A 22540-nucleotide genomic window follows, 5' to 3' on the forward strand; every position below is an offset into this window, starting at 1 on the left:
CTGATCGGGCGCTCATAGTGCAAGGACCCCTTAGCCCGCGGGCACAGCACCACCGCACGAGGACCGTGCAGAAAAGGGCAGGACGGCATGATCACCAGACTCATCGACGAGGACCTGTTCGAGAGCGTGCATCCACCGCGCCTCAACGGCGGGCGCTGCTCCGGGTGCGCCACCGTGGTCTTTCCCCGGCAGGACTCGTGCCCCAAGTGCTCGGACGGAGCCATGTCCGCCCATGTGCTGCCGGTGAGCGGACGGGTGTGGTCGTGGACGCTGCAGGCGTTCCCGCCCAAGCCGCCGTACCGGCCGCCGACCGGGGGCTACCAGCCGTACCACGTGGGCTATGTCGACCTCGGTGAGGTGCTGGTCGAGGCACGGCTGGAGGTTCACCGCACCGAGATACGGATCGGGCTACCGGTCCGGCTGACCACGGTGCCCGCATACCAGGACGAGGACGGAACCGAGGTGCTGACCTTCGCGTTCTGCCCGGCCCCGGAAGAGGACCGATGACCAGATCGAGGTCCGACGAGGTCTACGTCGTCGGCTGCGGCATGCATCCCTTCGGCCGCGACGAGACCGTCACCGGGATGGACATGGCCGAGCGGGCGGTGCGCGAGGCGCTGGCCGACGCCGGCACGGCATGGGAGGACATCGGGTACGCGGCCGGCGGCTCCGACGTGTCCGGCAAACCCGACACGCTGGTGGGCCGTCTGGGCCTGACCGGTGTGCCGTTCGTCAACGTGCAGAACGGCTGCGCGACCGGTGCCTCGACGGTGCTCGCGGTGGCCAACGCGCTGCGCGCCGGCGAGGCCTCGCTCGGGCTGGCTGTGGGCTTCGACAAACACGAGCGGGGCGCCTTCAACGTCTCCGCGGCCCGCTACGGACTGCCAGACTGGTACGCCGAGACCGGCATGATGCTCACGACCCAGTTCTTCGCCCTGAAGACCCAGCGGTACCTGTACGACCACGGGATCTCCGAGCGGGCGCTGGCGAGGGTGGCCGCGCGGGCCTTCCGCAACGGCTCCCAGCACCCCCTGGCATGGCGGCGCAAGGAACTGACGGAGCAGGAGATCCTCGACTCCGCCGAGGTCAGCCCGCCCCTCACCCAGTACATGTTCTGCTCGCCGGGGCAGGGCGCGGTGGCCCTGGTACTGGCGCTCGGCGACCGTGCCTTCGACCTGTGCGAGCGGCCGGTCAAACTGGCCTCGCTGGCCTTCCGGACCAGACGGTTCGGGTCGTTCGAGGTGTTCTCGCCCTGGCTGCCGCCGGGGCCGCACCGCAGCCCGAGCGTCGACGCCGCGGAGGCCGTCTTCCGCACCGCGGGTCTACGGCCCGCGGACGTACAGGTCGCCCAGTTGCAGGACACCGACAGCGGATCGGAACTGATCCACCTGGCGGAGACCGGACTGTGCGGCCACGGCGAGCAGGAGGAACTCCTCGCCGGCGGGGACACCGACCCCACGGGCCGGATCCCGGTCAACACCGACGGCGGCTGCCTGGCCGGCGGCGAGCCGGTCGGCGCCTCGGGACTGCGCCAGTTCCACGAGGTCGTACGGCAGTTGCAGGGCCGGGCACCGGGAGCGCAGGTCCCCGGCGCTCCCCGGGTCGGCTTCACCCACGTCTACGGGGCACCCGGGATCAGCGCCTGCTCGGTGCTGACGGTCTGACATCGGCGCTGACGGTCCGAAAGGCGGAGGACACATCATCATGCGACAAGGCGACAGAACCGCACTGGTCACCGGCGGAGCACGCGGAATCGGCATGGAGATATGCCGACAGCTCGCGGACCGGGGGCTGCGGGTCCTGGTCGGGGCGCGAAGAGGGAGGCGGCCGAGGAGGCCTGCCGCGCCATCGGTCCGGCGGCGCTGCCGCTGGCCCTGGACGTGACCTCCGCGAAAAGCGTCACCGACGCGGTCCGGGAGGCCGGGAAGCTGACCGGCGGGATCGACGTCCTGGTGAACAACGCGGGAGTGTCCCTGGACGGCGAGCTACGGCCCCCGTACCTCGACGAGGAGCTCCTGCGCACGACCCTGGACACGAACTTCACGGGCGCCTGGCGCATGGCGCAAGCGGTCGTGCCGGGCATGGTGGAGGCCGGCTACGGACGGGTCGTCAACGTCACCAGTTCCTACGGCTCGCTCGCGCTGATGGACTCCGGCCGCCACCCGGCCTACCGGATCTCCAAGACCGCCCTCAACGCCCTGACCCGGATGCTCGCGGCCGAACTGGCGGGCACCGGCGTCCTGGTCAACGCCGCCGACCCGGGCTGGACGCGCAGCGGCATGGGCGGCCCGTCCGCGCCGCGCGGTCCGGAAGTCGGCGCGGACACCCCGGTCTGGCTTGCGACCCTGCCCGAGGGCGACGGGACGACGGGCGGGCTGTTCGCCGAACGCGAGCCCCTGCCCTGGTGAACCGCCTCAGGCGGACGCGGTGGTCGGCTTCTGCTCGGCGGCGACGATACGCAGCGCCAGCGACCTGACCGCCTCCTGCACGGACCGGGAGGGCAGCTGGGACAGCGGCCCTCCCTCCGTCCGCAAAGCGGTGACCAGAATGGTCGTACTGATCAGCGTGCGCACCGCGAGCGCCTGCGCCGCGTGCCGTGACTTGGCCGCCCGGGGACTGCGCGTGGTGCCCTCCGGCAGGTAGTCGTACGCCCGCTGGATGTGCCGCTGCTCGAACTCGTCCCGCAACACCTTGATGTTGCCGTTGGCCGAGGCGATCTGCACCTGGTACAGCCGGGCCTCCTCCGGGTTCCGCTCCACCCAGTCCCACACCGCGTCGATGACCCGCAGCAGACCCTCCGCACTCCCCGGTTCGGTCTCCGGCCGGGCCGCCTCCACCACCGCGTTCAGCTGGTCGAAGACCCGCCGCATGGCGAGTTCGAGCAGCTCCTCCTTGCCGTCGAAGTGGTAGTAGACGGCCGTGGGCACGACCTGGGCCTCGTCCGCGATGTCCTGGATGCTGGTCTCCGCGAATCCGTTGCGGCCGAACACCCGTACGGCGGCGGTGATGATGTGCTGCCGCCGCGAGGGCCGGTGGGCGGGCTGCTTGCCGTTCTGCGTGGTGGCCATCATGCTCCCTGGCGGCTGCCGTGACCCCGCGTCTGCGGGCCCTGTCCACTGCCCATGCTATCCAGTAACTCCGCCGGGCCGATGACATAACTCCTGCTACGTATGTGCAGTCGGAGGACGAAGACCCCGGCATACTTGACACCATGACGACATCCGGAGCTCGCGCCGCCCACCGTCCTTCGCGCAAGCAGTGGGTGATCGAAGCGGCCACGGAACTGTTCGCCACCCAGTCGCCGGACGAGGTCACGGTGGCCGACATCGCCGCTCGTGCGGAGATGACCTCGGCAGCGGTGTACTACCACTTCTCCTCCAAGGACAAGGTCCTGGTGGAAGGGATGCGGGTGTTCGCCACCGCGCTGCGCGAACAGCTGCACGCGCTCACGCAGGCCCACGCGCCCGGCACGCCCGTCGGACCGGCCGTCACCGCGCTGGTGGCCTGGCTGGGCGAACACCGGTCCGCCGCCACCGTGTTCTTCACGTCCTCGGCCGGCATGAGCCAGGAGGCGGAGGCGCTGCGCCACGAGAGCCGGACGCAGTTGCTGGAGGAACTGGTCCGGCTGACCCGCAAGGCCCGTGAGTCGACCTCCGACGCGGAGGCGGCGGTCGTCGCCCTGGGCCTGCTGTCGCTGCTGGAGACCGCGGCGATCTCGCAGGTCCGCGGGGACGACGTCTACCGCTCGCTCGGACACCGCTCCTTCGTCCGCGAGGTCGGCCGCCTCGCCGAGCGGATCGCCGACCCGGCGGCGGCCGAATAGCCCTCGGACCTCCGCCCAGGTCAGACCAGCAGCCGGAGCGGCTTGCGCAGCAACTCACCGACCGTGCGCAGATACTCGGCCGCCGGTGCCCCGTCGACGGCACGGTGGTCGAAGGTGAGACTCAGGGTGAGCACCTGCGTCCGCGACGGCCGGTCGTCCACCCACTCGACACCGTCCCTGAGCCTGCCCACGCCGAGAATGGCGACATTGCCGGGGTTGATCACGGGGGTGAAGAAGTCGACGCCGTATCCACCCAGGGAAGTGACCGTGAAGGTGGCCCCTTCCAGCTGGGCCGGGGAGATCCGCCCCTCGCGCGCGGCCTCGGCCAAGGCCCTCGAGCGGCGGGCGATCTCGGGCAGCGGCAGCTGCGCCGCGTCCTCGATCACCGGGACCATCAGGCCGCCCGGAACGGCCACCGCGAATCCGAGGTGGATGTCGCCGAGCAGATGGATGCCGTCCTCCCGCACCGTCGCGTTGAGCAGCGGGTGTGCGCGCAGGGCCAGGGCGGCGGCCTTCAGCAGGAAGTCGTTGAGGCTGGGCACCGGCAGGTCGCTGTCGGCCCATTCCTGCTTGAGCCGGGCCCGCAAGGACACGACCGCGTCCATCCGCACCTCGTACCCGTGCGTCAGCTGCGCCATCTCCTGGAGACTGGCGTGCATCCGGCGGGCGATGGTGCCGCGCATCCCGGTGAGCGGGATGACGTCCCCCACCTGAGGAGTGGTGGCCGGGCGGCGGGCGGGGCGGGCGGCCACCGGTTCGGCCGTCCCGTTGACGGCGTCGAGGTCGGACCTGCGGATCCGGCCGCCCGCGCCGGTGGCCCGTACCGTCGACAGGTCGATGCCCCGCTCCCTCGCCAGCCGGCGGACCAGGGGCGAGACGGGGATGACGGAATCGGCGGGCAGGACGGAGGGCGCCGGTGCCACCGGGGAAGGCGCCGGTGCCACCGAGGAGGCGGCAGCGGCCGCGAGGAAGTCCTCCACGTCCTCCGAGACGATCCGGCCTCCGGGCCCGGTGCCGCGTACGACGGTGAGATCGACGTCGGCCTCGGCCGCCACGCGCCGGGCGTTCGGGGAGGCCAGGAGCCGGCCCCCGTGACCGATGGAGGCCGCGCTGCCATTGAGGGAGGGCGCCGCGGAAACGCTGCCGCCGTGACCGGACGGTGCCGCGCCCGCGCTGTGGCCCATTAGTGCCGGGGCGGCGGAATTCCCGCTGCCGTCGAATGCCGACGACGCGGCGACGGCGGCCACGGGCTCAGCGGCCGTACCGCCGGCCCCCGGCCCGGCAGGCTTCGGCGCACCCCCCGGCTCCGGCGGCTGCTCTCCCTCCGCCAGCAGCCAGCCGATGAGAGCCCCGGCGGGGAGCGTGGTCCCGGCGGGAACCACGGGGTGGAACAGCCCCCCGGCCTCCGCCTCGACCTCCACGTCGACCTTGTCGGTGGCCAGCCGCAGCAGGGTGTCGCCCTCCGAGACGGCGGTGCCGGTGGGCACGAGCCACTCGTCGATCGTGCCCTCCTGCATGGTCAGACCGATCTTCGGCAGCAGAACCTCGACCGCCACGTCGTCACGACCTTTCCAGAAGACGGCGGCATCCCTGGGCGATGCGGGCACGATCGGGTACGTAGGCCTTCTCCAGCACCGGGGAGAACGGAACCGGGGAGAAGGGGGCGCCGATGCGCAGGACCGGCGCGTCCAGGTAGTCGAAGGCCGCGTCCTGGATCTGGGCGGCGATCTCCCCGCCGAGCCCGCCGAAGGTGACGGCCTCGTGCACCACGAGGACCCGGTTGGTGCGCCGCACGGAGGCGATCATGGTCTCGGTGTCCAGGGGCTGGACGGTGCGAGGGTCGATCACCTCGATCTCGACGCCCTCGCCGGCGAGTTCCTCGGCCGCCGCCAGTGCCTCGCCCACCATGCGGCCGAGCGCGATGACGGTGACGTCCGAGCCTTGGCGCGCGGTGTGGGCCTGGCCGAGCGGGATGCCGTAGATCGGCTCGGGCACCTCGCCCTTGCTGCCCAGCAGGACCTTGTTGAGCATGACGACGACCGGGTTGTCGTCCCGGATCGCCGAGACGGTCAGGCCCTTGGCGGTGTACGCGTCGCACGGCATGACGACCTTGAGGCCGGGCACGTGCGCGAGCCAGGCCTCCAGGCTCTGGCTGTGCTGGGCGGCGGCCCCGAGCCCCGCGCCGGAGGCGGTGGTGATGGTGAGCGGCACCGAGAGGGCGCCGCCGAACATGTACTTCATCTTGGCTGCCTGGTTGACGATCTGGTCCAGGCAGACGCCGATGAAGTCCATGAACATCAGGTCGACGACGGGACGCAGACCCCGGGCCGCGGCCCCCACGCCGAGGCCGACCAGCGCGGCCTCGGAGATCGGGGTGTCGATCATCCGTCGGGGACCGAACTCGTCGAGCAGGTTGTCGAACATGCGGAACACGCCGCCGTATCCGGCGACGTCCTCACCGGCGACGAAGACGTTCTCGTCCTCACGCATGGCCTGCGCGAGTCCTTCGTTGAAGGCCTTGACGTAGGTCAGTTCACGGGCCGTGGCGTCCGGGGCGGCGGCGGGTGCTTCGGTGATGGTGGTCATGGCGGTCACCCCGAGTAGACGTTGAGGAGCAGGTCGGCGGTGTCGGGCAGCGGACTGGCCTCGGCGTACGCGATGGCGTCGGCGATCTCGTCCCGGGTGCGCTGCCAGGTGTCGTCCAGCTCCGCGCGGGTGGCGGTGCCGTCGGCGAGGGCGCGGGCCTCCAGCAGGTCGATCGGGTCGCGGGTTTTCCACTCGGCGACCTCCTCGTCCGAGCGGTAGGGGTGACGCAGTCCCTTGACGCCCTGGTGGTCGTAGAAGCGGTAGGTCTTGGCCTCGATCATCATCGGTCCCTCGCCGGCCCGGGCGCGTGCCACGGCCTCGGCGGCGGCCTCGTGGACGGCGGCCGCATCCATGCCGTCGACGATCACGCTGGGCATGCCGTAGGCGGCGGCCCGGTCGGCGACGTCGGTGATCAGCATGTGCTTCGACTGGGGGGTGAACTCGGCGTAGCCGTTGTTCTCGCAGATGAACAGCACCGGCAGGCGCAGTACGGCGGCCATGTTGGCGGCCTCGTGGAAGGTGCCGATGTTGGTGGCGCCGTCACCGAAGAAGGAGACGGCGACGCTGTCCTCGCCCTTGTACTGGGCGGCGAACGCGGCGCCGACGGCGATCGGGATGCCCGCGCCGACGATGCCGTTCGCGCCGAGCATGCCGAGGCTGAGGTCGTTGATGTGCATGCTTCCGCCGCGTCCCAGGCAGGCTCCGGTGACCCGGCCGTACAGCTCGGCGTACATGTGCCGGAAGCTGACGCCCTTGGCGACGGCGTGGCCGTGTCCGCGGTGGGTGGAGGTGATCTGGTCGTCGTCGCGGAGGGCCGCCATCACCCCCGCGGCCACGGCTTCCTGGCCGACGTACAGGTGCAGGAAGCCCGGCAGCTTGCCGGCCTCCATGAGTTTGCCCGCCTCGGTCTCGAACAGCCGGATGCGCACCATGCGCTCGTGCAGGTCTCTGACGACCTGCGCGGACGCCTGGTTCGCGGCCGGATCGCCCGACTTCTTCGGTGCCTTGGATGTGCTTGATGTACTTGAGGCCCTTTGAGCCATCGTCCGCCCCTTCGCCCGAGGGAGGTGTGCCACGCAATCGGACTTTGTAGTGTCGGTCTACAGTAAGTAGCAGTGGGCACCTTACTGAACAGGCTCTCTAATTACTACGCCTCTGTCCGATCCGGCGCCGGATCGTCGCCGCGCTCGTCGACCAGCTCCACCGCGTTGCCTTCCGGGTCCGCCCAGAAGCTGATCCGCCGCCCCCGCGCCCGGACGACGACCGGATCCGACAGGGGCCGGGCGCCCGCGGCCGGCAGTGCCGCCACCACCGGGTCCAGGTCGTCCAGGCGGAAGGTGAGGTACGACAGCCCCCGGCGTCCGGTCAGCGGTACGGCCGACTCCGCCGGTGCCGGGGGCGTCCGGGGCAGGATCAGCTTCACGCGCCCGCCGGAGGGCACCTGCAGCCAGACGACCAAGAGCTCGCCGCCCAGCCCGGCCGGGGTGCCGATGGACTCCGGTATGCGCGAGCGATGCACCGCCAGGCAGCCGAGTGCCTCGCGGTAGAACCGCTCCATCAGCTCCATGTCGCGGACGACCACACCCGCCTCGAACGGCTCGGTCATGTGCGTAGGCGCCCGATGTGCCGGGATTGTTGTGTCCTCGCCCACTCCTCGCCGCCCTTCGTCGAATGTCCGGCTTTCGTGTTCTTATGACTGGAGTCGTTTCCCAGAAAGATCCGGGCCCGTAAGGGCCGTGATCACCAGGGAAGGCGAGGTGGCTTGCGCGACGCCGTGTTGCGACTTCACCACTTTCTATTGACAGACAACACTAAGTCCTGTTGTCGTTTGCGTCACAGCCCAGCTGTCGCATCCCAAGCCCTTCGCCGGCTCGCGGCTGGGAGGATTGTGAGGACAACGTGGTCCAGATCAGTGCGCCGGAGGCTTCGGAGACAGACGCCCGGCGTCAGCCGCCCCCGGCCCCCGAGTACTCCTCGTGGATCAGCCAGGACCGGTCCACCGACGCAGCGTCCGTGACGATGCGGCGCGAGGCCGCCGAACTCGTCGAGCGCGTGATGACGCACTACCGCGACAACACGACGCACGAGGCGGACGGCCAGTGGACGGAACCTGTCGCCCACTACCACGACGCCGACCGCTGGCGACGGGAGACGGACGCCGTCCACCGGAGCGTCCCGCTGCCGCTCGCCATGTCCGCGGAACTTCCCGGACCGAACACCTACAAGGCCCTGGACGTGCTCGGCGTCCCGGTGCTGATCACCCGGGACCGCCAGGGCGCCGTACACGCGATGATCAACGCCTGCCGGCACCGGGGCGCGAAGATCATCGAGCCGGGCTGCGGGGTGTCCAAACGCCTCACCTGCCCGTATCACTCCTGGTCGTACGACCTCGCCGGGCAGCTGCGAGGTGTGTACGCCGAGAAGACCTTCGGTGACGTACCGCGCGAGGGGCGCAGCCTGGTGAAGCTGCCCGCCGGGGAGCGCGCCGGGATCGTCTTCGTCTCCCTCGACCCGGCGGCCGAGCACGACCTCGACGCCTGGCTGGGCGATCTGCAGCCGCTCCTCGAGGGGATGCGGCTGGGGGAGTGTCACCACTACGGGACCAAAGAGCTACCCAGTCCCAACTGGAAGGTCACCCTCGACGGGTACCTGGAGACGTACCACTTCGCCTCGCTGCACCCGAAGACGGTGTTCGAGACGAACCTCTCCAACATGATGGTCCACGACACCTGGGGCCCTCACCAGCGCCTCGCACCGGCCCTGCGCCCCATCGCGCAGGCGGTCGAACTCTCCCCGGACAAGCGCGATCCCGGCGAGTGCGTCGGCCCCATCTACTGGCTGTTCCCGGGGCTGGCGATCGCCGGTGGCTGGCGCCAGAAGATCGCCGTCTCCCTGGTGCTTCCCCGGACGGCCACCGAGTCGGTGACCCAGCAGATCATCCTGCTGCGGGAACCGGCGGTCACCGACGAGGAACGCCAGGCCGCCGACCGGTTCGGCGAGTGGTTCTACGAGGTGGTCCGCGACGAGGACTACGCGACCACCTACGGAGTCCAGCAGGGCCTGCACGCCCTCAGCGGCACCGACTTCGTCTTCGGGCGCAACGAGCCCGGACTGCAGCACTTCCACCGCACCATTCACCAGCACCTGGAAAACACAGCAAGAGCCGCCAGGTGACAAGCCGACAAGATTCGCGGGAGAACACCATGGTGGCTACGGGCAGCCTCGACGGACGTGTCGCGGTGATCACGGGCAGCACGCGCAGCATCGGCCGCGCCATCGCCGAGGCCTTCCTGGCCGACGGCGCGACGGTCGTGATCAGCGGCCGTTCGGAGCTCAAGGGCAAGCAGGCACTGGAGGAGATGGGCGCCGGGGACCGGACCGCCTTCCACCCCTGCGACGCCAACAGGCAGGAGGACATCGAGGCCCTCGCGGACTTCGCCGCCGAGCGCTTCGGCCGGCTCGACATCTGGGTCAACAACGTCGGCGGCACCTCGGGCTTCGCCCCCGTCCACGAACTCAGCGACGAGGCCTGGCACGACGCCCTCAACCTGAACCTCAACGCCTACTTCTACGGCACCCGCCGAGCCCTGCCGAAGATGCTGGCGGGCGGCTGGGGCCGCATCATCAACATCTCCTCCGTCGAGGGCAAGCAGGCCAACAAGCCGGCGATCAGCCACTACATCACCAACAAGCACGCCATCCACGGACTGACCAAGGCGACCGCCTTCGAGTACGGCACCCAGGGCATCACCTGCAACGCCATCTGCCCCGGCGCCGTCGACACCGACCTGATGCGGGCCGCGGGGCCGGCGGCGGCCGAGGCCGAGGGCATCTCGTACGAGGAGTGGCTGGGCCGCTTCGCGGAGCACGCCGCCACCAAGAAGATCACCACCGTGGAGCAGATCGCCGGTGTCGCCTCGCTGCTCGCGAGCGACGCGGGCGCGGGCATCACGGGCACGCTGATCAGCGTCGACGGTGGAACGGCACAGTGGTAGGCACCGGGACGGACGGCGGGAGACCCTCGGTCATGAAGAGCTGGATCACGGACTGGCAGCGCAGTGAGCGGCTGCCGCACTACACCCGGGCCAACGCGGGGGAGACCCTTCCGGAGCCCGCCAGCCCGCTGGGCTGGAGCCTGGTGTGGGGGCGCGGGCTGCAGGGCTGGCGTCGCGGATTCGTCGGGTTCGGCATCTACCGCGAGGAGGAGGTGGCCGGTCCCCGACCGCCGTTCGTCGGCATGTTCGGCGGCTACTTCTACCTCAACCTCTCGCACATGCGGCTGTTCGGCATCCGCATGGGCCAGACCGCCGACCAGATCGACACGGCCTTCGTCGGCCAGCGCTCCGACACCCCGGTGTACGCGGCGCACCCCGAGGACCAGGACGGCGAGCTGACGGCCAAGGCCGGCGGCACGCTCCAGCGGATGCTCGGCCAGACCTCCTTCCCGGAGGCCGACGCCGACCGGGAGCGGCTGCGCCGTGTCCGCCGCGAGCGGCCCGACCTGACGCGGCTGTCGGACGCCGAACTGGTGGCGCACGCCCGCTCGCTGCTCGACGAGGTGGAGACGACGTTCCAGCGGCATGTCGAGTCGTCGCTGCCGGCGTCCGTCGGACCGGCGATCCTCGGCCCGCTGTGCGCGAGCCTGGACCGTTCCGGCGACCTGCTCGACCTCATCGGCGGGCTGGGAGACGTCGACTCGGCCTCGCCCTCGACCGGACTGTGGACGCTGTCCCGCCACGTGGCGACCTCCGCGGAACTCACCGCGCTCTTCGACGAGGGCCCGGCCGCGGTGGAGCGGGCGCTCGACGGGGCGACCGGGGACGTCAAGACGTTCCGTGACGCGTTCGAGGAGTTCCTGGCCGAGTCCGGCGACCGCGGCCCCAACGAGTGGGACATCCACGCCCGGTCCTGGGAAGCGGCGCCAGTCCAGGCGCTGGCCCTGGTCGACCGGATCCGGCACAGCGCCGACGACGACTCCCCGGCCGTCCGCCACCAGCGGCTGACCGAGCGGCGTGAGCGGACGGCGCGGGAGATCCGGGCCGCGCTGCCCGAGGACGTGCGGCCGATGTTCGACGCCGGCATGCACGCCGCCCAGGTGTGGATCCCGGCCCGCGAGCGCACCAAGGCGAACTGTGTGACCGTCGTCAACGAGATCCGGATGGCGGTACGAGAGCTCGGCCGGCGCGGGGTCGAGGCGGGGCGCTTCGACCAGTCCGAGGACGTGATGATGCTGCTGGACACCGAACTCGACGACTACGTCGCCGATCCGGAGTCCTTCGGCCCCGTCATCGCGCAGCGGCTTCGGGAGTACGCCGGCCTGCACGAGCTGGAACCGCCGTTCTTCGTCGCGCGGGACGCGCAGACCGAGATCGACACCTGGCCGCGCCGCACCGAGGAGCGCACCGAGGCCGCCGTCGAGGGTGATGTGCTCAGCGGCGTCGGCGGCAGCCACGGCACCTACACCGGCAGAGTGCGGGTGGTCACCGACCCGGCCTCCTGCGAGGCGCTGGAGCCGGGAGAGGTGCTGGTGGCGCCGATCACGGACGCGGCCTGGACCCCGCTGTTCCTGGTCGCCGGAGCCGCCGTCGTGGACGTGGGCGCGCTCAACAGCCACGCCGTCGTGGTCTGCCGCGAGCTCGGCATACCGGCCGTCATCTCCGTCGAGGGCGGCACGCGGCGGCTGCGCGACGGCATGGTGATCACGGTCGACGGCGACAAGGGAACGGTCACCGTGGACAGCGTCCCGGCGGCGCTCGTCATCTGAAACCGCCGCGGGCCCGTCGCTCCCCCTGACAGGGGCGGCGGGCCCGCGCGCATGACCCGAGAAGAGGACCACCGTGTCAGAGGAAGTCATCGTCGCCGGCTGGATGGACTACGAGCCGGGCGACCGCGGCGCGATGCTGGGGCAGCTGGTCGAACTGGGGCGCCGGACCCTCGAAGAGGAACCGGGCTGTCTGGACTACGCCATGACCGCGGACCCGAGCGACGAGCGGCGGATCCGCGTGTACGAGCGGTGGGCCTCGCAGCAGGCCCTCGACGACCACTTCACGACCCCGCACATCACGGACTTCCGGGCTGCCGTGGCCGGGCTGACCCGGGTGGGGGTCTCCTTGCAGGCCCACAGCGTGGCCGCGTCACGCCCCATGCGCTGACGACGGCGAAGTCTCTGCGGTTACGCGGAATCGCCCAGCCGGACCAGCATCTTGCCGACGTTGCCGCCGGCCAGCAGGGCCAGCAGCGCGCCGGGAGCGTGCTCCAGGCCGTCGACGACCGTCTCCCGCGCGGTGATCCGGCCCGAACCGAGCCAGCTCGCGACCCGGCGCTCGAACTCCGGCCGCAGATCCTCGTGGTCCCGGACGATGAAGCCGTTCAGGGTCAGCCGCTTGAGGACCGCCTGGATCAACTGGTTGATGTCGGCGGGCCGCCGCTCCCCGCCGAACTGCGACATCATGCCGCACAGGGCGACCCGGCCCCCGGTCCGCAACGCGTGCAGGGCGGCGGCGAGTTGCTCCCCGCCCACGTTGTCGAAGTAGACGTCGATGCCGTCGGGCGCCATCCGGGCCAGCGCTTCGCGCACCGGTTCGGCGCGGTAGTCCGCGGCGGCGTCGTAGCCGAACTCCTTCACCAGCAGGGCGCACTTGTCCGGCCCTCCGGCGGTCCCGACGACCCGCTCCGCGCCCAGCAGCCGGGCGAACTGTCCGGCGGCGCTGCCCACGGCCCCGGCCGCCGCGGACACGAAGACGGTGTCGCCGGGGCGCAGCGCGGCGACCCGGGTCAGCCCGACGTACGCGGTGAAGCCGGTCTGCCCGAGCAGCCCCAACCAGGTGGGCAGCGGGGCGAGTCCGGGGTCGATGCGACCGGCGCCGTCGGTGTCCGCGGGGTCCAGCACGGCCCACTGCCGCCAGCCCAGCTGGTGACGCACATACGCACCCGCCGGCACGGAGGCGCAGCGGCTCTCCTCCACGACGCCCAGCGCCCGGCCGTCGAGCGGCGATCCGGGCGTGAAGTTGTGCGTGTAGTGCTTCTCGGTGCTCTCCAGCCGCCCGCGCATGGACGGGTCGACGCTCATGTAGAGGTTGCGGACGAGCAGTTGTCCCTCCGCGAGGGACGGCAGGGGGCGCTCCTCGACGGCGAAGTCACCGGGGACGGGTTCTCCGTCGGGCCGGCGCACGAGACAGACAACCCGGGTCGTACGGGGTGTCACGGGGTCACTCCTCCGGCTGCTCGGGGGCGCGCCGCCGGGCGAGGCGCCCCACCCAGCCGGCCATCTGGAGGTCGGCGTGGCGCAGTTCGCCCGACTGCCACCGGGCCTGGAAGTCGAAGGTGCCCTGAGCTCCGGTCTTCGGGTCGGTCACCTCGACCAGACCGTTCTCGGTGAGCCGGTACACATGCCCGGTCAGCGGATGGATCACTTGCTTGGCCATGGGGCTCACTCCTGCACTCGGCGGCGTACGCCGCGCTTGGTCACGGTCACCGGGCCCTCGACCCGGAGGCGGCAGGCGAGCCGGGTCAGGCCGTCCACGGGTCTGCGCAGGGCTTCGATGCCCTCGCGTTCCAGCGGGTCCACGGGGGAACAGTTCTCGGTGCCCTCGTCGACCACCACGAAGCAGGTACGGCAGGTCCCCTTGCCGCCGCAGACGGTGGGCCAGCGGTATCCGAGCCGTTGGGCGGCGCTGAACAGGTCCTCACCGTCGAGCACTTCGAGTTCGGCGCCCAAGGGCCGGACCGCCACGCGGTGGGTCACGTGCTCATCCACCGGTCGAGTGTCTGGTTGAAGTGGCGGATGCGGCTCTCCTGGTAGTTGGCCAGGGTGATGCCCGGCTTGCGCATCGCCTTCAGTCCCTGCTGGACGTAGGGGAGGTTCTCGCAGTCCTGGTCGAAGACGGGCCCGAGCACACCGAGTTCGGGGATGTCCGCGAAGAGCATGTCCTCCGGCACCCAGCGGATCTCGGCCGGGGGCGGCATCTCGCCGGGCTTCTTCGGGGCCGACATGAAGATGATCTCGGCGGTGCAGGAGTCGGGGTCGAGACCGTTGGGCTTGAACCGGTAGATGATGTTGGACTTGGCGCCGCCCCAGGGGTTGAAGTTGGGGAACAGCAGGTAGTTGATGGCGTCGAGCAGTTCGGTGTCGGCCGTCTGGGAGAAGTCCTGCTGCGAGGTGGCCGCCAGCTGGGCACGCATCCGCTCGGCGAGGACCTGGCGGGCGGTGCCGCCGGGCGGGATCGGGGGCATTTCCTCTCCGTCCGACATCACCAGGTCACGGCCCTGGGCCGCCGCGTAGAACGCACGCGAGTCGTAGAACGTCTCCAGTACGTCCTCCTCCGTGACGGAGTCCGCCACGTGGGGACTGGGCGCGCCCTGGATGTTGATCATCCGGTTCCAGTTGGGCTGGTCCGCCATGACGTCGTACTGCGAGTTCGCGTCGGCGAGCCAGGGCAGCATCTGCGGGTGGGTCGCGATCACATGGAAGGACTCGATGAACGCGTCCTGGGCGACCTTCCAGTTGCAGGGCAGCACCTTGGCGATGTGCAGCGACTTGTACCGGTCCTCCAGCGGCCAGATGTAGTACTCGTCGAAGGTGCCGCGGTAGCTCTCGAAGGACTCCGCGTACGGGTCCATGTTGATGAAGACGAAGCCGCGCCAGGTGGCCACCTGCGCCTCGGGGAGTGCGAACTTCTCCGGGGTGACATGCGGGAAGTCCCAGGCGCAGGGCGGCGTCTGCATGGTGCCGTCGAGGTTCCAGGCGAAACCGTGGAACGAGCAGCGGAACTCGCCGACGTTGCCGCCGCTGGTGCGCAGTTTGCGGCCGCGGTGCAGGCACACGTTGACGTACGCGCGGATCTCGTCGGGCGCCGTCCGTACGACGATCAGCGAGTCGTCGCCGATCTCGTAGACCTCGTGGTCGCCGACCTCCGGGATCTCGCTCTCCAGGCACGCGAACTGCCACACGCGCCGCCAGACCTGCTCCATCTCGCGTTCCGCCCACGCGCGGGAGACGAAGCGCGCGGAGTCGATGTCCTCGCTGCCGATGTAGTCGTTCCTGTCGTACCTCAGTGCGGCGGGAACGGGGCGGCTGTCCTGGTCGAGGTAGTCCTGGACGCTGGGCCCGGGGCACCGCGCGGTGACCGACTCCGACGTTTCGTCCATCATCTCTCCTCTGGCAGAAACTTTAGAGTGAGTGTAGTTAGCAGGTGCGGCTGGGGGCAACACTCGCGACGCCGCTCGGAGACCGCATTGGCCGAGGTCGTCGAGAGAAGTTGCCAGGAATCCCTTAATTTATTGCGACAGACCTCTCCCCAAGCCTGCCGGGCCATGTCACACTCCGACGCACTTGAGGCTGTAGTGCCTCATAAGTTTCTTGGGTCGGGGCGGAATCTTTCCGCCTCGGCCGCAGCGCCGCGCGGTCACACCGGCGGCCCCGCGCCGTACCCCACGACGGCGGTTTACGCAGCCCTCTTCACCATCCATGCGTGGGAGTACTCAACGATGAGTTCCAGACCCGCTCGCGCGGCCCGCCGCGCCCTCACCGCGATCATCCCCGTCACCGCCCTGCTCGCCCTGACGGCGTGCGGCACGGAGGCGACTCCGGCCGCCGCCGACGTGTCCCAGGAGCCGGCGTCCGACAGCCCCGGCCTGGCGGCCGCCCGCGCGGCCTTGGCGAAGTACTCCGAGCGCCCGGCCCGGATCCCCGTCACCGAGCCGGTGGGCAAGCAGATCCCCGAGGGCAAGAAGATCGACTTCATTCTCTGCGGCGTCCAGTCCTGCAAGGACCTCGCCGACTTCTTCACGGCCGCCGCCGAGGAACTCGGCTGGACGGTGAATCAGATCGCCACGCAGGGCACACCGGAGTCCGTCCAGGCCGCCTACGAGCAGGCCCTGCGCGACAAGCCGGACGCCGTCGTCGCCTCGGGCTTCCCGCGCGCGGTCTACGCCAAGCAGCTGGCGCAGCTCAAGGCGGCGGGCATCCCCGTCATCCAGTCGAACGCCGACGACGTGGTGGGCGACGGCATCTCCCTGCTGAAGAACGGGCCGAAGGACGTCGGCATCCAGGGCGAGATGATCGCCTCGTGGGTGGTGTCGGACAGCGGTGCCAAGGCCGACACCGTGTACTTCGATCTGCCGGCCTACACGATCCTCAAGCCCGTCAAGGACGGGTTCACGGCCAAGTACCAGGAATGGTGCGAGGGCTGTGCGCTCGACAGCGTCGACGTGCCGATCACGGCGGTCGGCAAGGACATGCCGGACCGCGTGGTGTCGTACCTCAGGTCACACCCGAAGGTGACCCACGTCGTCTTCTCCCTGGGCCTGCTCAACGTGGGCGTCCCGGCGGCGCTGAAGACCGCCGGCATCACCGGCAAGCACCTCGTCGTCAACGTCGGTGACGCGCAGAGCTACCAGTACATCCAGGGCGGCCTCACCGACGGCGCGATGGCGCTGAACTCCCACGAGACGGCATGGATCCAGGTCGACGCGCTGGCCCGCCACTTCACCGGCCAGTCCATGGACGTGGACCAGAAGGCGGTGCTGCCCAATATGCTGGTCACCAAGGACAACCTCCCGTCCGCCGACGGCGACTTCCCGCTCGTCGAGGACTACCAGGCGCAGTTCAAGGCGCTGTGGGGGCTGAGTTGACCCGGCCGGTGCTGCGCGTGGCCGCCCTGTCGAAGAGGTTCGGCGGAACCCAGGCGCTGCGGGACGTCGATCTGGAGGTCGCACCCGGCGAGATCCACGCGCTGATCGGGCCCAACGGCTCCGGCAAGTCCACCCTCATCAAGATCCTCGCCGGCTATCACCACGCCGACCCGGGAGCGGTCGCCGAACTGGACGGCGAGCCGTTCGACCTGAGCCAGATCGCCGCCTCCCGGCACGACCGGCTCCGCTTCGTCCACCAGGAGCTGGGGCTGGTGGGCGAGCTGAGCGCCACCGACAACCTCGCGCTCAGCCGCGGCTTCGCCCGTACCGCCTTCGGCAACATCCGCTGGCCGGAGATGGAACGACGCACGACCGCTCTGGTGGAACGGTTCGGCCTGGGCATCGACGTACGCCGCCCCCTGGCCCTGGCCTCCCCCGTCCAGCGCGCGGTGGTGGCCATCGCCGCCGCGCTGCAGGGCTGGGAGGGCCGGCGCGGTGTCCTGGTGCTCGACGAGCCGACCGCCGTGCTGCCGCCCGGTGAGGTCGCCCGGCTCTTCGACATCGTGCGGGAGATCCGCGACGCCGGCGCCGGCGTCCTGTACGTCTCGCACCGGATGGACGAGATCTTCGCGCTCGCCGACCGGGTCACCGTGATCCGCGGCGGGCGACGGATCGCCACCCTCCCCGTCGCCGGCCTCACTCCGCGCTCGCTGGCGGAGCTGATGGCGGGCGAGGAGACGGAGACCGACCACCGGCCGGCTTCCGCCCCCGGGCCCACCGAGGCCGTACTGGAGGTCCGCGACCTGTGGGCAGGCCCTCTGCGCGGAATCGGCTTCGACCTGGCCAAGGGCGAGCGACTGGGCATCACCGGCCTCGTCGGCTCCGGTCACGAGATCGTGCCGTACGCGGTGTGCGGGGCCCACGCGGGGCCGGTGCGCGGCAGGCTGCGGCTGCCGGAACGCACCGAGCGGTGGGCCGACCTGCGCGACGCGGGCCGGCTGGGTCTCCCGCTGGTCCCCGCCGACCGGGCGGGCGAGGGAGTGATCGGCGACTTCTCGGTGGGGGAGAACCTCACCCTTCCCCTCCTCGACCGCCTCCGCGGCCGCGCCGGCCGGCTCCACCGCGGACGGGAGGCCGCTCTCGCCGGGGAGTGGATCGAGCGGGTCGGGGTGCGCACCGCAGGCCGCGGCGCGCGGATCACCACACTGAGCGGCGGCAACCAGCAGAAGGTCGTCATGGCCCGCTGTCTCGCCCAGCGCCCGCCGATGCTGGTGCTGTGCGAACCCACGGCCGGCGTCGACATCGGCACCCGCCTGCAGCTGTACGACCTGATCGAGCGCCAGGCCGACGAGGGCATGGGCGTCATCGTGTCCTCGTCCGACACCCAGGACCTGCTCGCGCTGTGCACCCGCGTCCTGGTGGTGAGGGACGGCCGGATCGTACGGGAGATCGGCGGCCGGGACATCACCGAGCCCGCGCTCGTCCACGCCATGGAAGGAACGGAGTGACATGACATCCACCCCGACACGGGCCGCGGGATTCCGTCCGGCCGCACCACCACCGGGACCGGACAGGTCCGCGCCCGCCCTGGGCGCCTGGGGCCGACGGACGGCGGCGGCCCTGTCGTTCCGGAACATCGGCGCCGTCTACGTGTGGCTGGTCATCGTCGCGCTCTTCTCCGTCTGGGCGCCGGAGACGTTCCCGACGGCCATCACGGTCAAGCAGATCCTGAACGGCAACGCCGTGGCCGGACTGGTCGCCCTCAGCGTCGTACTGCCGCTGGCCGCGCGTGTCTTCGACCTGTCGGTCGCCTTCACCATGTCGCTCACGAGCGTGCTGACCGCCTACTTCATGGTCACCGCGGACCTGGGAGCCGGTGTGGCGATCGCCCTGGCGATGGCGGCCGCGCTGCTGATCGGGGTGGTCAACGGCATCGTGGTGGTGGCGCTGCGGGTCGACTCGTTCATCGCCACCCTGGCCACGGGGGCGCTGATCCAGTCCCTGATCACCATGGTCACGAACGACAGCTCCATCACCGGCGTGCAGCTGCTGGCCGAGCCGTTCTCGAGCATCGCCCAGCTGGACGTCGGCGGCATCACGCTGCCGGTGCTGTATCTGCTGCTCGCCGCGGCGGCCATCTGGTTCCTGCTGGAACACACCGCCACCGGACGCCGGTTGTACGCCACCGGCTTCAACGCCGACGCGGCACGCCTGCAAGGGGTGCGCACCGACCGGCTGCGCTTCCTGACCCTGGTGGCGTCCGCGCTGCTCTCCGGATGCGCCGGGATCGTCTTCGCGTCCTCGGTGGGATCCGGATCGCCGACCGCGGGCACGCCGTACCTGCTGTCGGCCTACGCGGCGGCCTTCGTCGGGGCGACCCAGCTGCGCGCGGGCCGTTTCAACGCCTGGGGCACCGTTCTCGCGGTGCTGCTGCTCGGCACCGGCATCACCGGACTCGGGCTCGCCACCAGCGCGCAGTGGGCCGCGAGTCTGTTCACCGGCTCGGTCCTCATCGTCGCGCTCGTCCTCACGGGTGGGCGAATCGCGCTACCGGCGGTTCTGCGCCGCCGTAAGGCGCCGCCCGCCGACCCTCTGGCCACCCCGGACAAGGAGGTCTGATGATGAAAGCAGTTCAGTACCGGACAGTGGGCGCACCACCCGAGGTGGTCGAGGTTCCGGTACCCGAACCGGGCCCGGGCCAGGTACTGCTGAAGGTGACGGCCGCGGGGCTGTGCCACTCGGACCTGGCCGTCATGGGCTGGCCCGAGGAACAGTTCCCCTATCCGCTGCCGATGACGCTCGGCCACGAGGGTGTCGGCACCGTCGCGGCCCTGGGCAGCGGTGTCACCGAAGTGGCGGAGGGCGACGAGGTGGCGGTGTACGGCCCGTGGGGCTGCGGCCGCTGCCGCACCTGCGCCGAGGGCAGGGAGAACTACTGCCCGCACGCCGCCGGACTCGGCATCCTGCCGCCCGGCCTGGGCTCTCCCGGCGCCCTCGCCGAGTACATGGTCGTGGACTCGCCCCGCCACCTGGTGCCGCTGGGCGGACTGGACCCGGTACAGGCCGCGCCGCTCACCGACGCCGGGCTGACGCCGTATCACGCGATCAGGACGTCCCTGCCCAAGCTCGTGGCGGGCAGTACGGCGGTGGTGATCGGTGTCGGCGGCCTGGGCCATCTCGCCGTACAGTTGCTGCGCGCGCTGAGCTCGGCCCGGGTGATCGCCCTCGACGTGAGCAAGGAGAAGCTGGAGCTGGCCCGCACGGTCGGCGCCCACGAGACGCTGCTCTCCGACGGTGAGGCGGCGGCACGGGTGCGGGAGCTGACCGGCGGCACGGGGGCGGAGGTGGTGTTGGACTTCGTGGGGGCCGAGGCGACCTTGGCGGTGGCCGCCGCGTCGGTGGCGGTGGCGGGCGAGGTGACCGTGGTCGGCATCGGCGGAGGCACTTTGGCGGTCGGCTTCGGCGGCGGTCTGCCGTTCGGGGTGTCCGCGTCGGCGCCCTACTGGGGCAGCCGGGTGGAGCTCATCGACGTCGTCGGGCTCGCGCGGCAGGGGCTGGTCTCCTCCCACGTCGAGACGTTCTCGATCGAGGACGCCCCGTCGGCGTACGAGCGTCTGCACGCGGGGGAGATCAACGGCCGTGCGGTGGTGCTGCCGCACGGGTGAGGTGGGACGGCGGTGGCTTTTTTCGCCCCCGCCGCCCCTACCCGTCCCATCCTTCTGGGGCTCCGCCCCAGACCCCGTCGGGGGCCAGCCCCCGAACCCCCGCTCCTCAAACGCCGGACGGGGCTGATTTCAGCCCGTCCGGCGTTTGAGGACGAGGCCCGTTCAGGGCCGACAAGCGGGGGTCTGGGGGCGCAGCCCCCAGGGATGGGACGGGTAGGGGCGGCGGGGGCGAAACCCTCTCGACGGCACCCCGGGTTCGCTCAGCCGCCCACCGGGCTCTCCGCACCCACGGCCCTCTCCACACACCGCCCCAACACCGTCAGGAACTCCGGCGTCTCCCACGGCCCCAGGTCCACCCGCCCGGTGTCGTCCACACCGAGGTCCTGCACGTCGTACCGGCCCCGGCAGTGGCCGAGCGTGAAGCAGCACACCTCACCGGAACCGTGCCGCTTCAGATACAGCACCGGCCGCGGCGCGTCGTCGAGCGCCGCCGTGTCGCCCTCGGCGAAACCCCGGCACGGCCCCGTGTACTCGGCGTGCAGCAGCACCTCCAGCTCCCCGTGCAGCTCACAGACGTACAGCTCGTCGGTGACCGTGAACGGCTCGATCCCGGCGACCAGCGGATGGTCGGGCCGGGTGACCTGGACCTCGTACGGCTCGATCGGCGGGTGGGCGAGGAACTGGCTGCCGAGCACCTCGGCGAGCTCCCCGAGGAGCCGCGGGGTGGTGAACACCCGCGGCCCGCCGGGGGCCGGCGCCTCGATCACCGCGTTGGTGCCGTGCAGGGCGAGCCAGCGCCCGCCCCGCTCGACGAACCGGGCCAGCGCGGCCCGCTGGGCCGGGCGGGGCCGGACGTCGCAGGTGTAGGTGACCAGCAGGTCGGCCTTCTTCAGCGCGTCGACACAGTCGTAGTCCTGGTGGACGGTGGTCCGCACCCGCGGGTGATCACCGAGCAGTTCCAGCAGCCGGAGCCGCGCGTAGTCGAAGTCGTGCCATCGGCCGCCGCAGACCAGTACGGCGTCCAGGCGGCCGGCCGGGCCCGCCACGGCTCAGTACTGGACGCGGGTCAGCAGCCCGCCGTCCACCACGAGGTTGACGCCGACGCAGAAGGAGCCGGTCCGCCCGAGCAGGAAGGCCACCGCCGCGGCCACGTCCTCGGCGGTGCCGTAGCGGCCGATCGGCAGTTTGGCGAGGACCTCCTCGTAGACCTCCGGGCGGCTGGTGCGGATGGTCTCCCAGGCGCCACCGGGGAAGTCGATCGGTCCGGGGGAGACCGTGTTCACGCGGATGCCCTTCGGAGCGAGCGCGTGCGCCAGGGCGGAAGCGTGCTGGACGACGGCGGCCTTCATGGCGGAGTAGGAGTTGGCTCCGGCCGGGCGGGCGGTGTCGGAGGCGTTGGTGGTGCCGATGGCGACCACGGCGGCCCGCTCGGATGCCTCCAGGTAGGGCATGGCTGCCTCGACCAGTCCGGCGAACGGCATCAGGTCACCTCGCAGGCTGGCCTCCCACGACTCGGGCCCCTTGACGTTGCCCGCCGACACGTTGGACACCAGCAGGTCCAGGCCGCCGAGTTCACCGGCCGCCCGCTCCACGAAGCCCGCGAGCGCGGCCGGGTCGGTGACGTCGACCGGCTCGGCGAACACCGTCGCTCCCTCGCCGCGCAACTCGGCGGCGGCCTTCGCCAGGGCCTCCTCGCCCCGGGCGCACAGCGCCAGCGCGCACCCCTCGGCGGCCAGGGTTCCCGCGATCGCGCGCCCGATACCCCGGCTCGCACCGGTCACCAGTGCCTTCGCACCTGTCAGTCCAAGATCCATGGATGTCACTCCTTTGTGAT

At 71.0% G+C, this 22540-nt stretch carries 22 protein-coding genes and 1 pseudogene; 12 read left to right on the plus strand and 11 right to left on the minus strand.

All coding sequences use genetic code 11. From position 1 onward, the window contains the following. The first annotated feature begins 87 nt into the window (after positions 1–87). From Q4V64_RS49055 to Q4V64_RS49065, 3 genes and pseudogenes are all read left to right on the plus strand, one after another. On the plus strand, positions 88–507 hold the full coding sequence (locus tag Q4V64_RS49055) for an OB-fold domain-containing protein (RefSeq protein WP_124436818.1): 420 nt from the start codon (positions 88–90) through the stop codon (positions 505–507). Beyond that, the gene (locus tag Q4V64_RS49060) at positions 504–1664 is read left to right on the plus strand and encodes a thiolase family protein (protein WP_124436817.1); all 1161 of its coding nucleotides are present in this window, start codon (positions 504–506) and stop codon (positions 1662–1664) included. The genes Q4V64_RS49055 and Q4V64_RS49060 overlap by 4 nt, the downstream gene beginning before the upstream one ends. A gap of 94 nt (positions 1665–1758) precedes the next feature. After that, positions 1759–2408 (plus strand): annotated as a pseudogene (locus Q4V64_RS49065) (SDR family NAD(P)-dependent oxidoreductase). Positions 2409–2414: 6 nt separating this feature from the next. Here Q4V64_RS49065 and Q4V64_RS49070 read toward each other — a convergent pair. Continuing rightward, the gene (locus tag Q4V64_RS49070) at positions 2415–3071 is read right to left on the minus strand and encodes a TetR/AcrR family transcriptional regulator (protein ID WP_124436816.1); all 657 of its coding nucleotides are present in this window, start codon (positions 3069–3071) and stop codon (positions 2415–2417) included. 140 nt (positions 3072–3211) lie between these two features. Between Q4V64_RS49070 and Q4V64_RS49075 the strand changes: the two genes are divergently transcribed. After that, on the plus strand, positions 3212–3823 hold the full coding sequence (locus Q4V64_RS49075; protein ID WP_124436815.1) for a TetR/AcrR family transcriptional regulator: 612 nt from the start codon (positions 3212–3214) through the stop codon (positions 3821–3823). A 20-nt stretch (positions 3824–3843) separates the two neighbouring features. On the opposite strand, the gene Q4V64_RS49080 is transcribed toward Q4V64_RS49075, so the two are convergent. The 4 genes from Q4V64_RS49080 to Q4V64_RS49095 form a co-directional block, all read right to left on the minus strand. Next, positions 3844–5430, minus strand: coding sequence for a 2-oxo acid dehydrogenase subunit E2 (locus tag Q4V64_RS49080; protein ID WP_253266635.1), 1587 nt, complete (start codon positions 5428–5430; stop codon positions 3844–3846). Then, the gene (locus tag Q4V64_RS49085) at positions 5384–6409 is read right to left on the minus strand and encodes an alpha-ketoacid dehydrogenase subunit beta (protein WP_124436814.1); all 1026 of its coding nucleotides are present in this window, start codon (positions 6407–6409) and stop codon (positions 5384–5386) included. The genes Q4V64_RS49080 and Q4V64_RS49085 overlap by 47 nt, the downstream gene beginning before the upstream one ends. A 5-nt stretch (positions 6410–6414) precedes the next feature. Next, entirely contained in the window at positions 6415–7452 is a 1038-nt protein-coding gene (locus tag Q4V64_RS49090; RefSeq protein WP_253266634.1) for a thiamine pyrophosphate-dependent dehydrogenase E1 component subunit alpha, read from the minus strand. A 104-nt stretch (positions 7453–7556) separates the two neighbouring features. Beyond that, positions 7557–8015 carry a VOC family protein gene (locus Q4V64_RS49095; protein WP_124436813.1) on the minus strand — a complete coding sequence of 153 codons (459 nt, stop codon included), beginning with the start codon at positions 8013–8015 and terminating at the stop codon, positions 7557–7559. Between the two features lie 293 nt (positions 8016–8308). Between Q4V64_RS49095 and Q4V64_RS49100 the strand changes: the two genes are divergently transcribed. From Q4V64_RS49100 to Q4V64_RS49115, 4 genes are all read left to right on the plus strand, one after another. After that, a complete protein-coding gene (locus Q4V64_RS49100; RefSeq protein ID WP_124436812.1) occupies positions 8309–9583 on the plus strand; it encodes an aromatic ring-hydroxylating dioxygenase subunit alpha in 1275 nt (424 codons plus the stop codon). Between the two features lie 29 nt (positions 9584–9612). Then, entirely contained in the window at positions 9613–10404 is a 792-nt protein-coding gene (locus tag Q4V64_RS49105; RefSeq protein ID WP_303714832.1) for an SDR family NAD(P)-dependent oxidoreductase, read from the plus strand. Positions 10405–10436: 32 nt separating this feature from the next. Then, complete coding sequence (locus tag Q4V64_RS49110; RefSeq protein ID WP_124436810.1) at positions 10437–12173, plus strand: PEP-utilizing enzyme; 1737 nt, start codon at positions 10437–10439, stop codon at positions 12171–12173. A 73-nt stretch (positions 12174–12246) separates the two neighbouring features. Beyond that, entirely contained in the window at positions 12247–12561 is a 315-nt protein-coding gene (locus Q4V64_RS49115; RefSeq protein WP_124436809.1) for a putative quinol monooxygenase, read from the plus strand. 20 nt (positions 12562–12581) lie between these two features. Here the strand turns inward: Q4V64_RS49115 and Q4V64_RS49120 are convergent, their stop codons facing one another. The 4 genes from Q4V64_RS49120 to Q4V64_RS49135 are packed head-to-tail and all read right to left on the minus strand — an operon-like array spanning position 12582 to position 15559. Continuing rightward, positions 12582–13613 (minus strand): NADP-dependent oxidoreductase, encoded by a 1032-nt coding sequence (locus tag Q4V64_RS49120; protein ID WP_124436808.1) that lies wholly within the window; start codon positions 13611–13613, stop codon positions 12582–12584. Between the two features lie 4 nt (positions 13614–13617). Further along, positions 13618–13833 (minus strand): transposase, encoded by a 216-nt coding sequence (locus Q4V64_RS49125; RefSeq protein ID WP_124436807.1) that lies wholly within the window; start codon positions 13831–13833, stop codon positions 13618–13620. A 5-nt stretch (positions 13834–13838) separates the two neighbouring features. Beyond that, positions 13839–14165: a 2Fe-2S iron-sulfur cluster binding domain-containing protein gene (locus Q4V64_RS49130; RefSeq protein WP_253266633.1), complete on the minus strand. Its 327-nt coding sequence runs from the start codon at positions 14163–14165 to the stop codon at positions 13839–13841. Then, a complete protein-coding gene (locus Q4V64_RS49135; RefSeq protein WP_124436806.1) occupies positions 14150–15559 on the minus strand; it encodes an aromatic ring-hydroxylating dioxygenase subunit alpha in 1410 nt (469 codons plus the stop codon). Before Q4V64_RS49135 ends, Q4V64_RS49130 begins: the two co-directional genes overlap by 16 nt. A gap of 336 nt (positions 15560–15895) precedes the next feature. Between Q4V64_RS49135 and Q4V64_RS49140 the strand changes: the two genes are divergently transcribed. From Q4V64_RS49140 to Q4V64_RS49155, 4 genes are read left to right on the plus strand one after another with little or no spacing between them, the layout of a single operon-like run. Beyond that, positions 15896–17041, plus strand: a complete 1146-nt coding sequence (locus tag Q4V64_RS49140) for a substrate-binding domain-containing protein (RefSeq protein ID WP_172628944.1) — start codon at positions 15896–15898, stop codon at positions 17039–17041. Next, positions 17026–18549, plus strand: a complete 1524-nt coding sequence (locus Q4V64_RS49145; protein WP_172628943.1) for a sugar ABC transporter ATP-binding protein — start codon at positions 17026–17028, stop codon at positions 18547–18549. The genes Q4V64_RS49140 and Q4V64_RS49145 overlap by 16 nt, the downstream gene beginning before the upstream one ends. Before the next feature lies 1 nt (position 18550). Further along, positions 18551–19660: an ABC transporter permease gene (locus tag Q4V64_RS49150; protein WP_124436803.1), complete on the plus strand. Its 1110-nt coding sequence runs from the start codon at positions 18551–18553 to the stop codon at positions 19658–19660. Positions 19661–19662: 2 nt separating this feature from the next. Then, the gene (locus Q4V64_RS49155; protein ID WP_303715902.1) at positions 19663–20706 is read left to right on the plus strand and encodes an NAD(P)-dependent alcohol dehydrogenase; all 1044 of its coding nucleotides are present in this window, start codon (positions 19663–19665) and stop codon (positions 20704–20706) included. 260 nt (positions 20707–20966) lie between these two features. Here Q4V64_RS49155 and Q4V64_RS49160 read toward each other — a convergent pair whose 3' ends face one another. Both Q4V64_RS49160 and Q4V64_RS49165 read right to left on the minus strand, forming a co-directional pair. Continuing rightward, positions 20967–21752, minus strand: coding sequence for a ThuA domain-containing protein (locus Q4V64_RS49160; RefSeq protein ID WP_303714838.1), 786 nt, complete (start codon positions 21750–21752; stop codon positions 20967–20969). Between the two features lie 3 nt (positions 21753–21755). Then, on the minus strand, positions 21756–22520 hold the full coding sequence (locus Q4V64_RS49165) for an SDR family oxidoreductase (protein WP_124444697.1): 765 nt from the start codon (positions 22518–22520) through the stop codon (positions 21756–21758). Between the last annotated feature and the right edge of the window lie 20 nt (positions 22521–22540).

This window comes from Streptomyces sp. NL15-2K, assembly GCF_030551255.1.
In the GTDB taxonomy this organism is placed as follows: Bacteria; Actinomycetota; Actinomycetes; order Streptomycetales; family Streptomycetaceae; genus Streptomyces.

Coding starts and splice junctions, on each gene's coding strand:
- Q4V64_RS49095 (WP_124436813.1), bottom strand. CDS start 8,015: ATGACCGAGCCGTTCGAGGCGGGTGTGGTCGTCCGCGACATGGAGCTG.
- Q4V64_RS49155 (WP_303715902.1), top strand. CDS start 19,663: ATGAAAGCAGTTCAGTACCGGACAGTGGGCGCACCACCCGAGGTGGTC.
- Q4V64_RS49055 (WP_124436818.1), top strand. CDS start 88: ATGATCACCAGACTCATCGACGAGGACCTGTTCGAGAGCGTGCATCCA.
- Q4V64_RS49085 (WP_124436814.1), bottom strand. CDS start 6,409: ATGACCACCATCACCGAAGCACCCGCCGCCGCCCCGGACGCCACGGCC.
- Q4V64_RS49110 (WP_124436810.1), top strand. CDS start 10,437: ATGAAGAGCTGGATCACGGACTGGCAGCGCAGTGAGCGGCTGCCGCAC.
- Q4V64_RS49105 (WP_303714832.1), top strand. CDS start 9,613: ATGGTGGCTACGGGCAGCCTCGACGGACGTGTCGCGGTGATCACGGGC.
- Q4V64_RS49125 (WP_124436807.1), bottom strand. CDS start 13,833: ATGGCCAAGCAAGTGATCCATCCGCTGACCGGGCATGTGTACCGGCTC.
- Q4V64_RS49060 (WP_124436817.1), top strand. CDS start 504: ATGACCAGATCGAGGTCCGACGAGGTCTACGTCGTCGGCTGCGGCATG.
- Q4V64_RS49140 (WP_172628944.1), top strand. CDS start 15,896: ATGAGTTCCAGACCCGCTCGCGCGGCCCGCCGCGCCCTCACCGCGATC.
- Q4V64_RS49150 (WP_124436803.1), top strand. CDS start 18,551: ATGACATCCACCCCGACACGGGCCGCGGGATTCCGTCCGGCCGCACCA.
- Q4V64_RS49075 (WP_124436815.1), top strand. CDS start 3,212: ATGACGACATCCGGAGCTCGCGCCGCCCACCGTCCTTCGCGCAAGCAG.
- Q4V64_RS49090 (WP_253266634.1), bottom strand. CDS start 7,452: ATGGCTCAAAGGGCCTCAAGTACATCAAGCACATCCAAGGCACCGAAG.
- Q4V64_RS49165 (WP_124444697.1), bottom strand. CDS start 22,520: ATGGATCTTGGACTGACAGGTGCGAAGGCACTGGTGACCGGTGCGAGC.
- Q4V64_RS49135 (WP_124436806.1), bottom strand. CDS start 15,559: ATGATGGACGAAACGTCGGAGTCGGTCACCGCGCGGTGCCCCGGGCCC.
- Q4V64_RS49070 (WP_124436816.1), bottom strand. CDS start 3,071: ATGATGGCCACCACGCAGAACGGCAAGCAGCCCGCCCACCGGCCCTCG.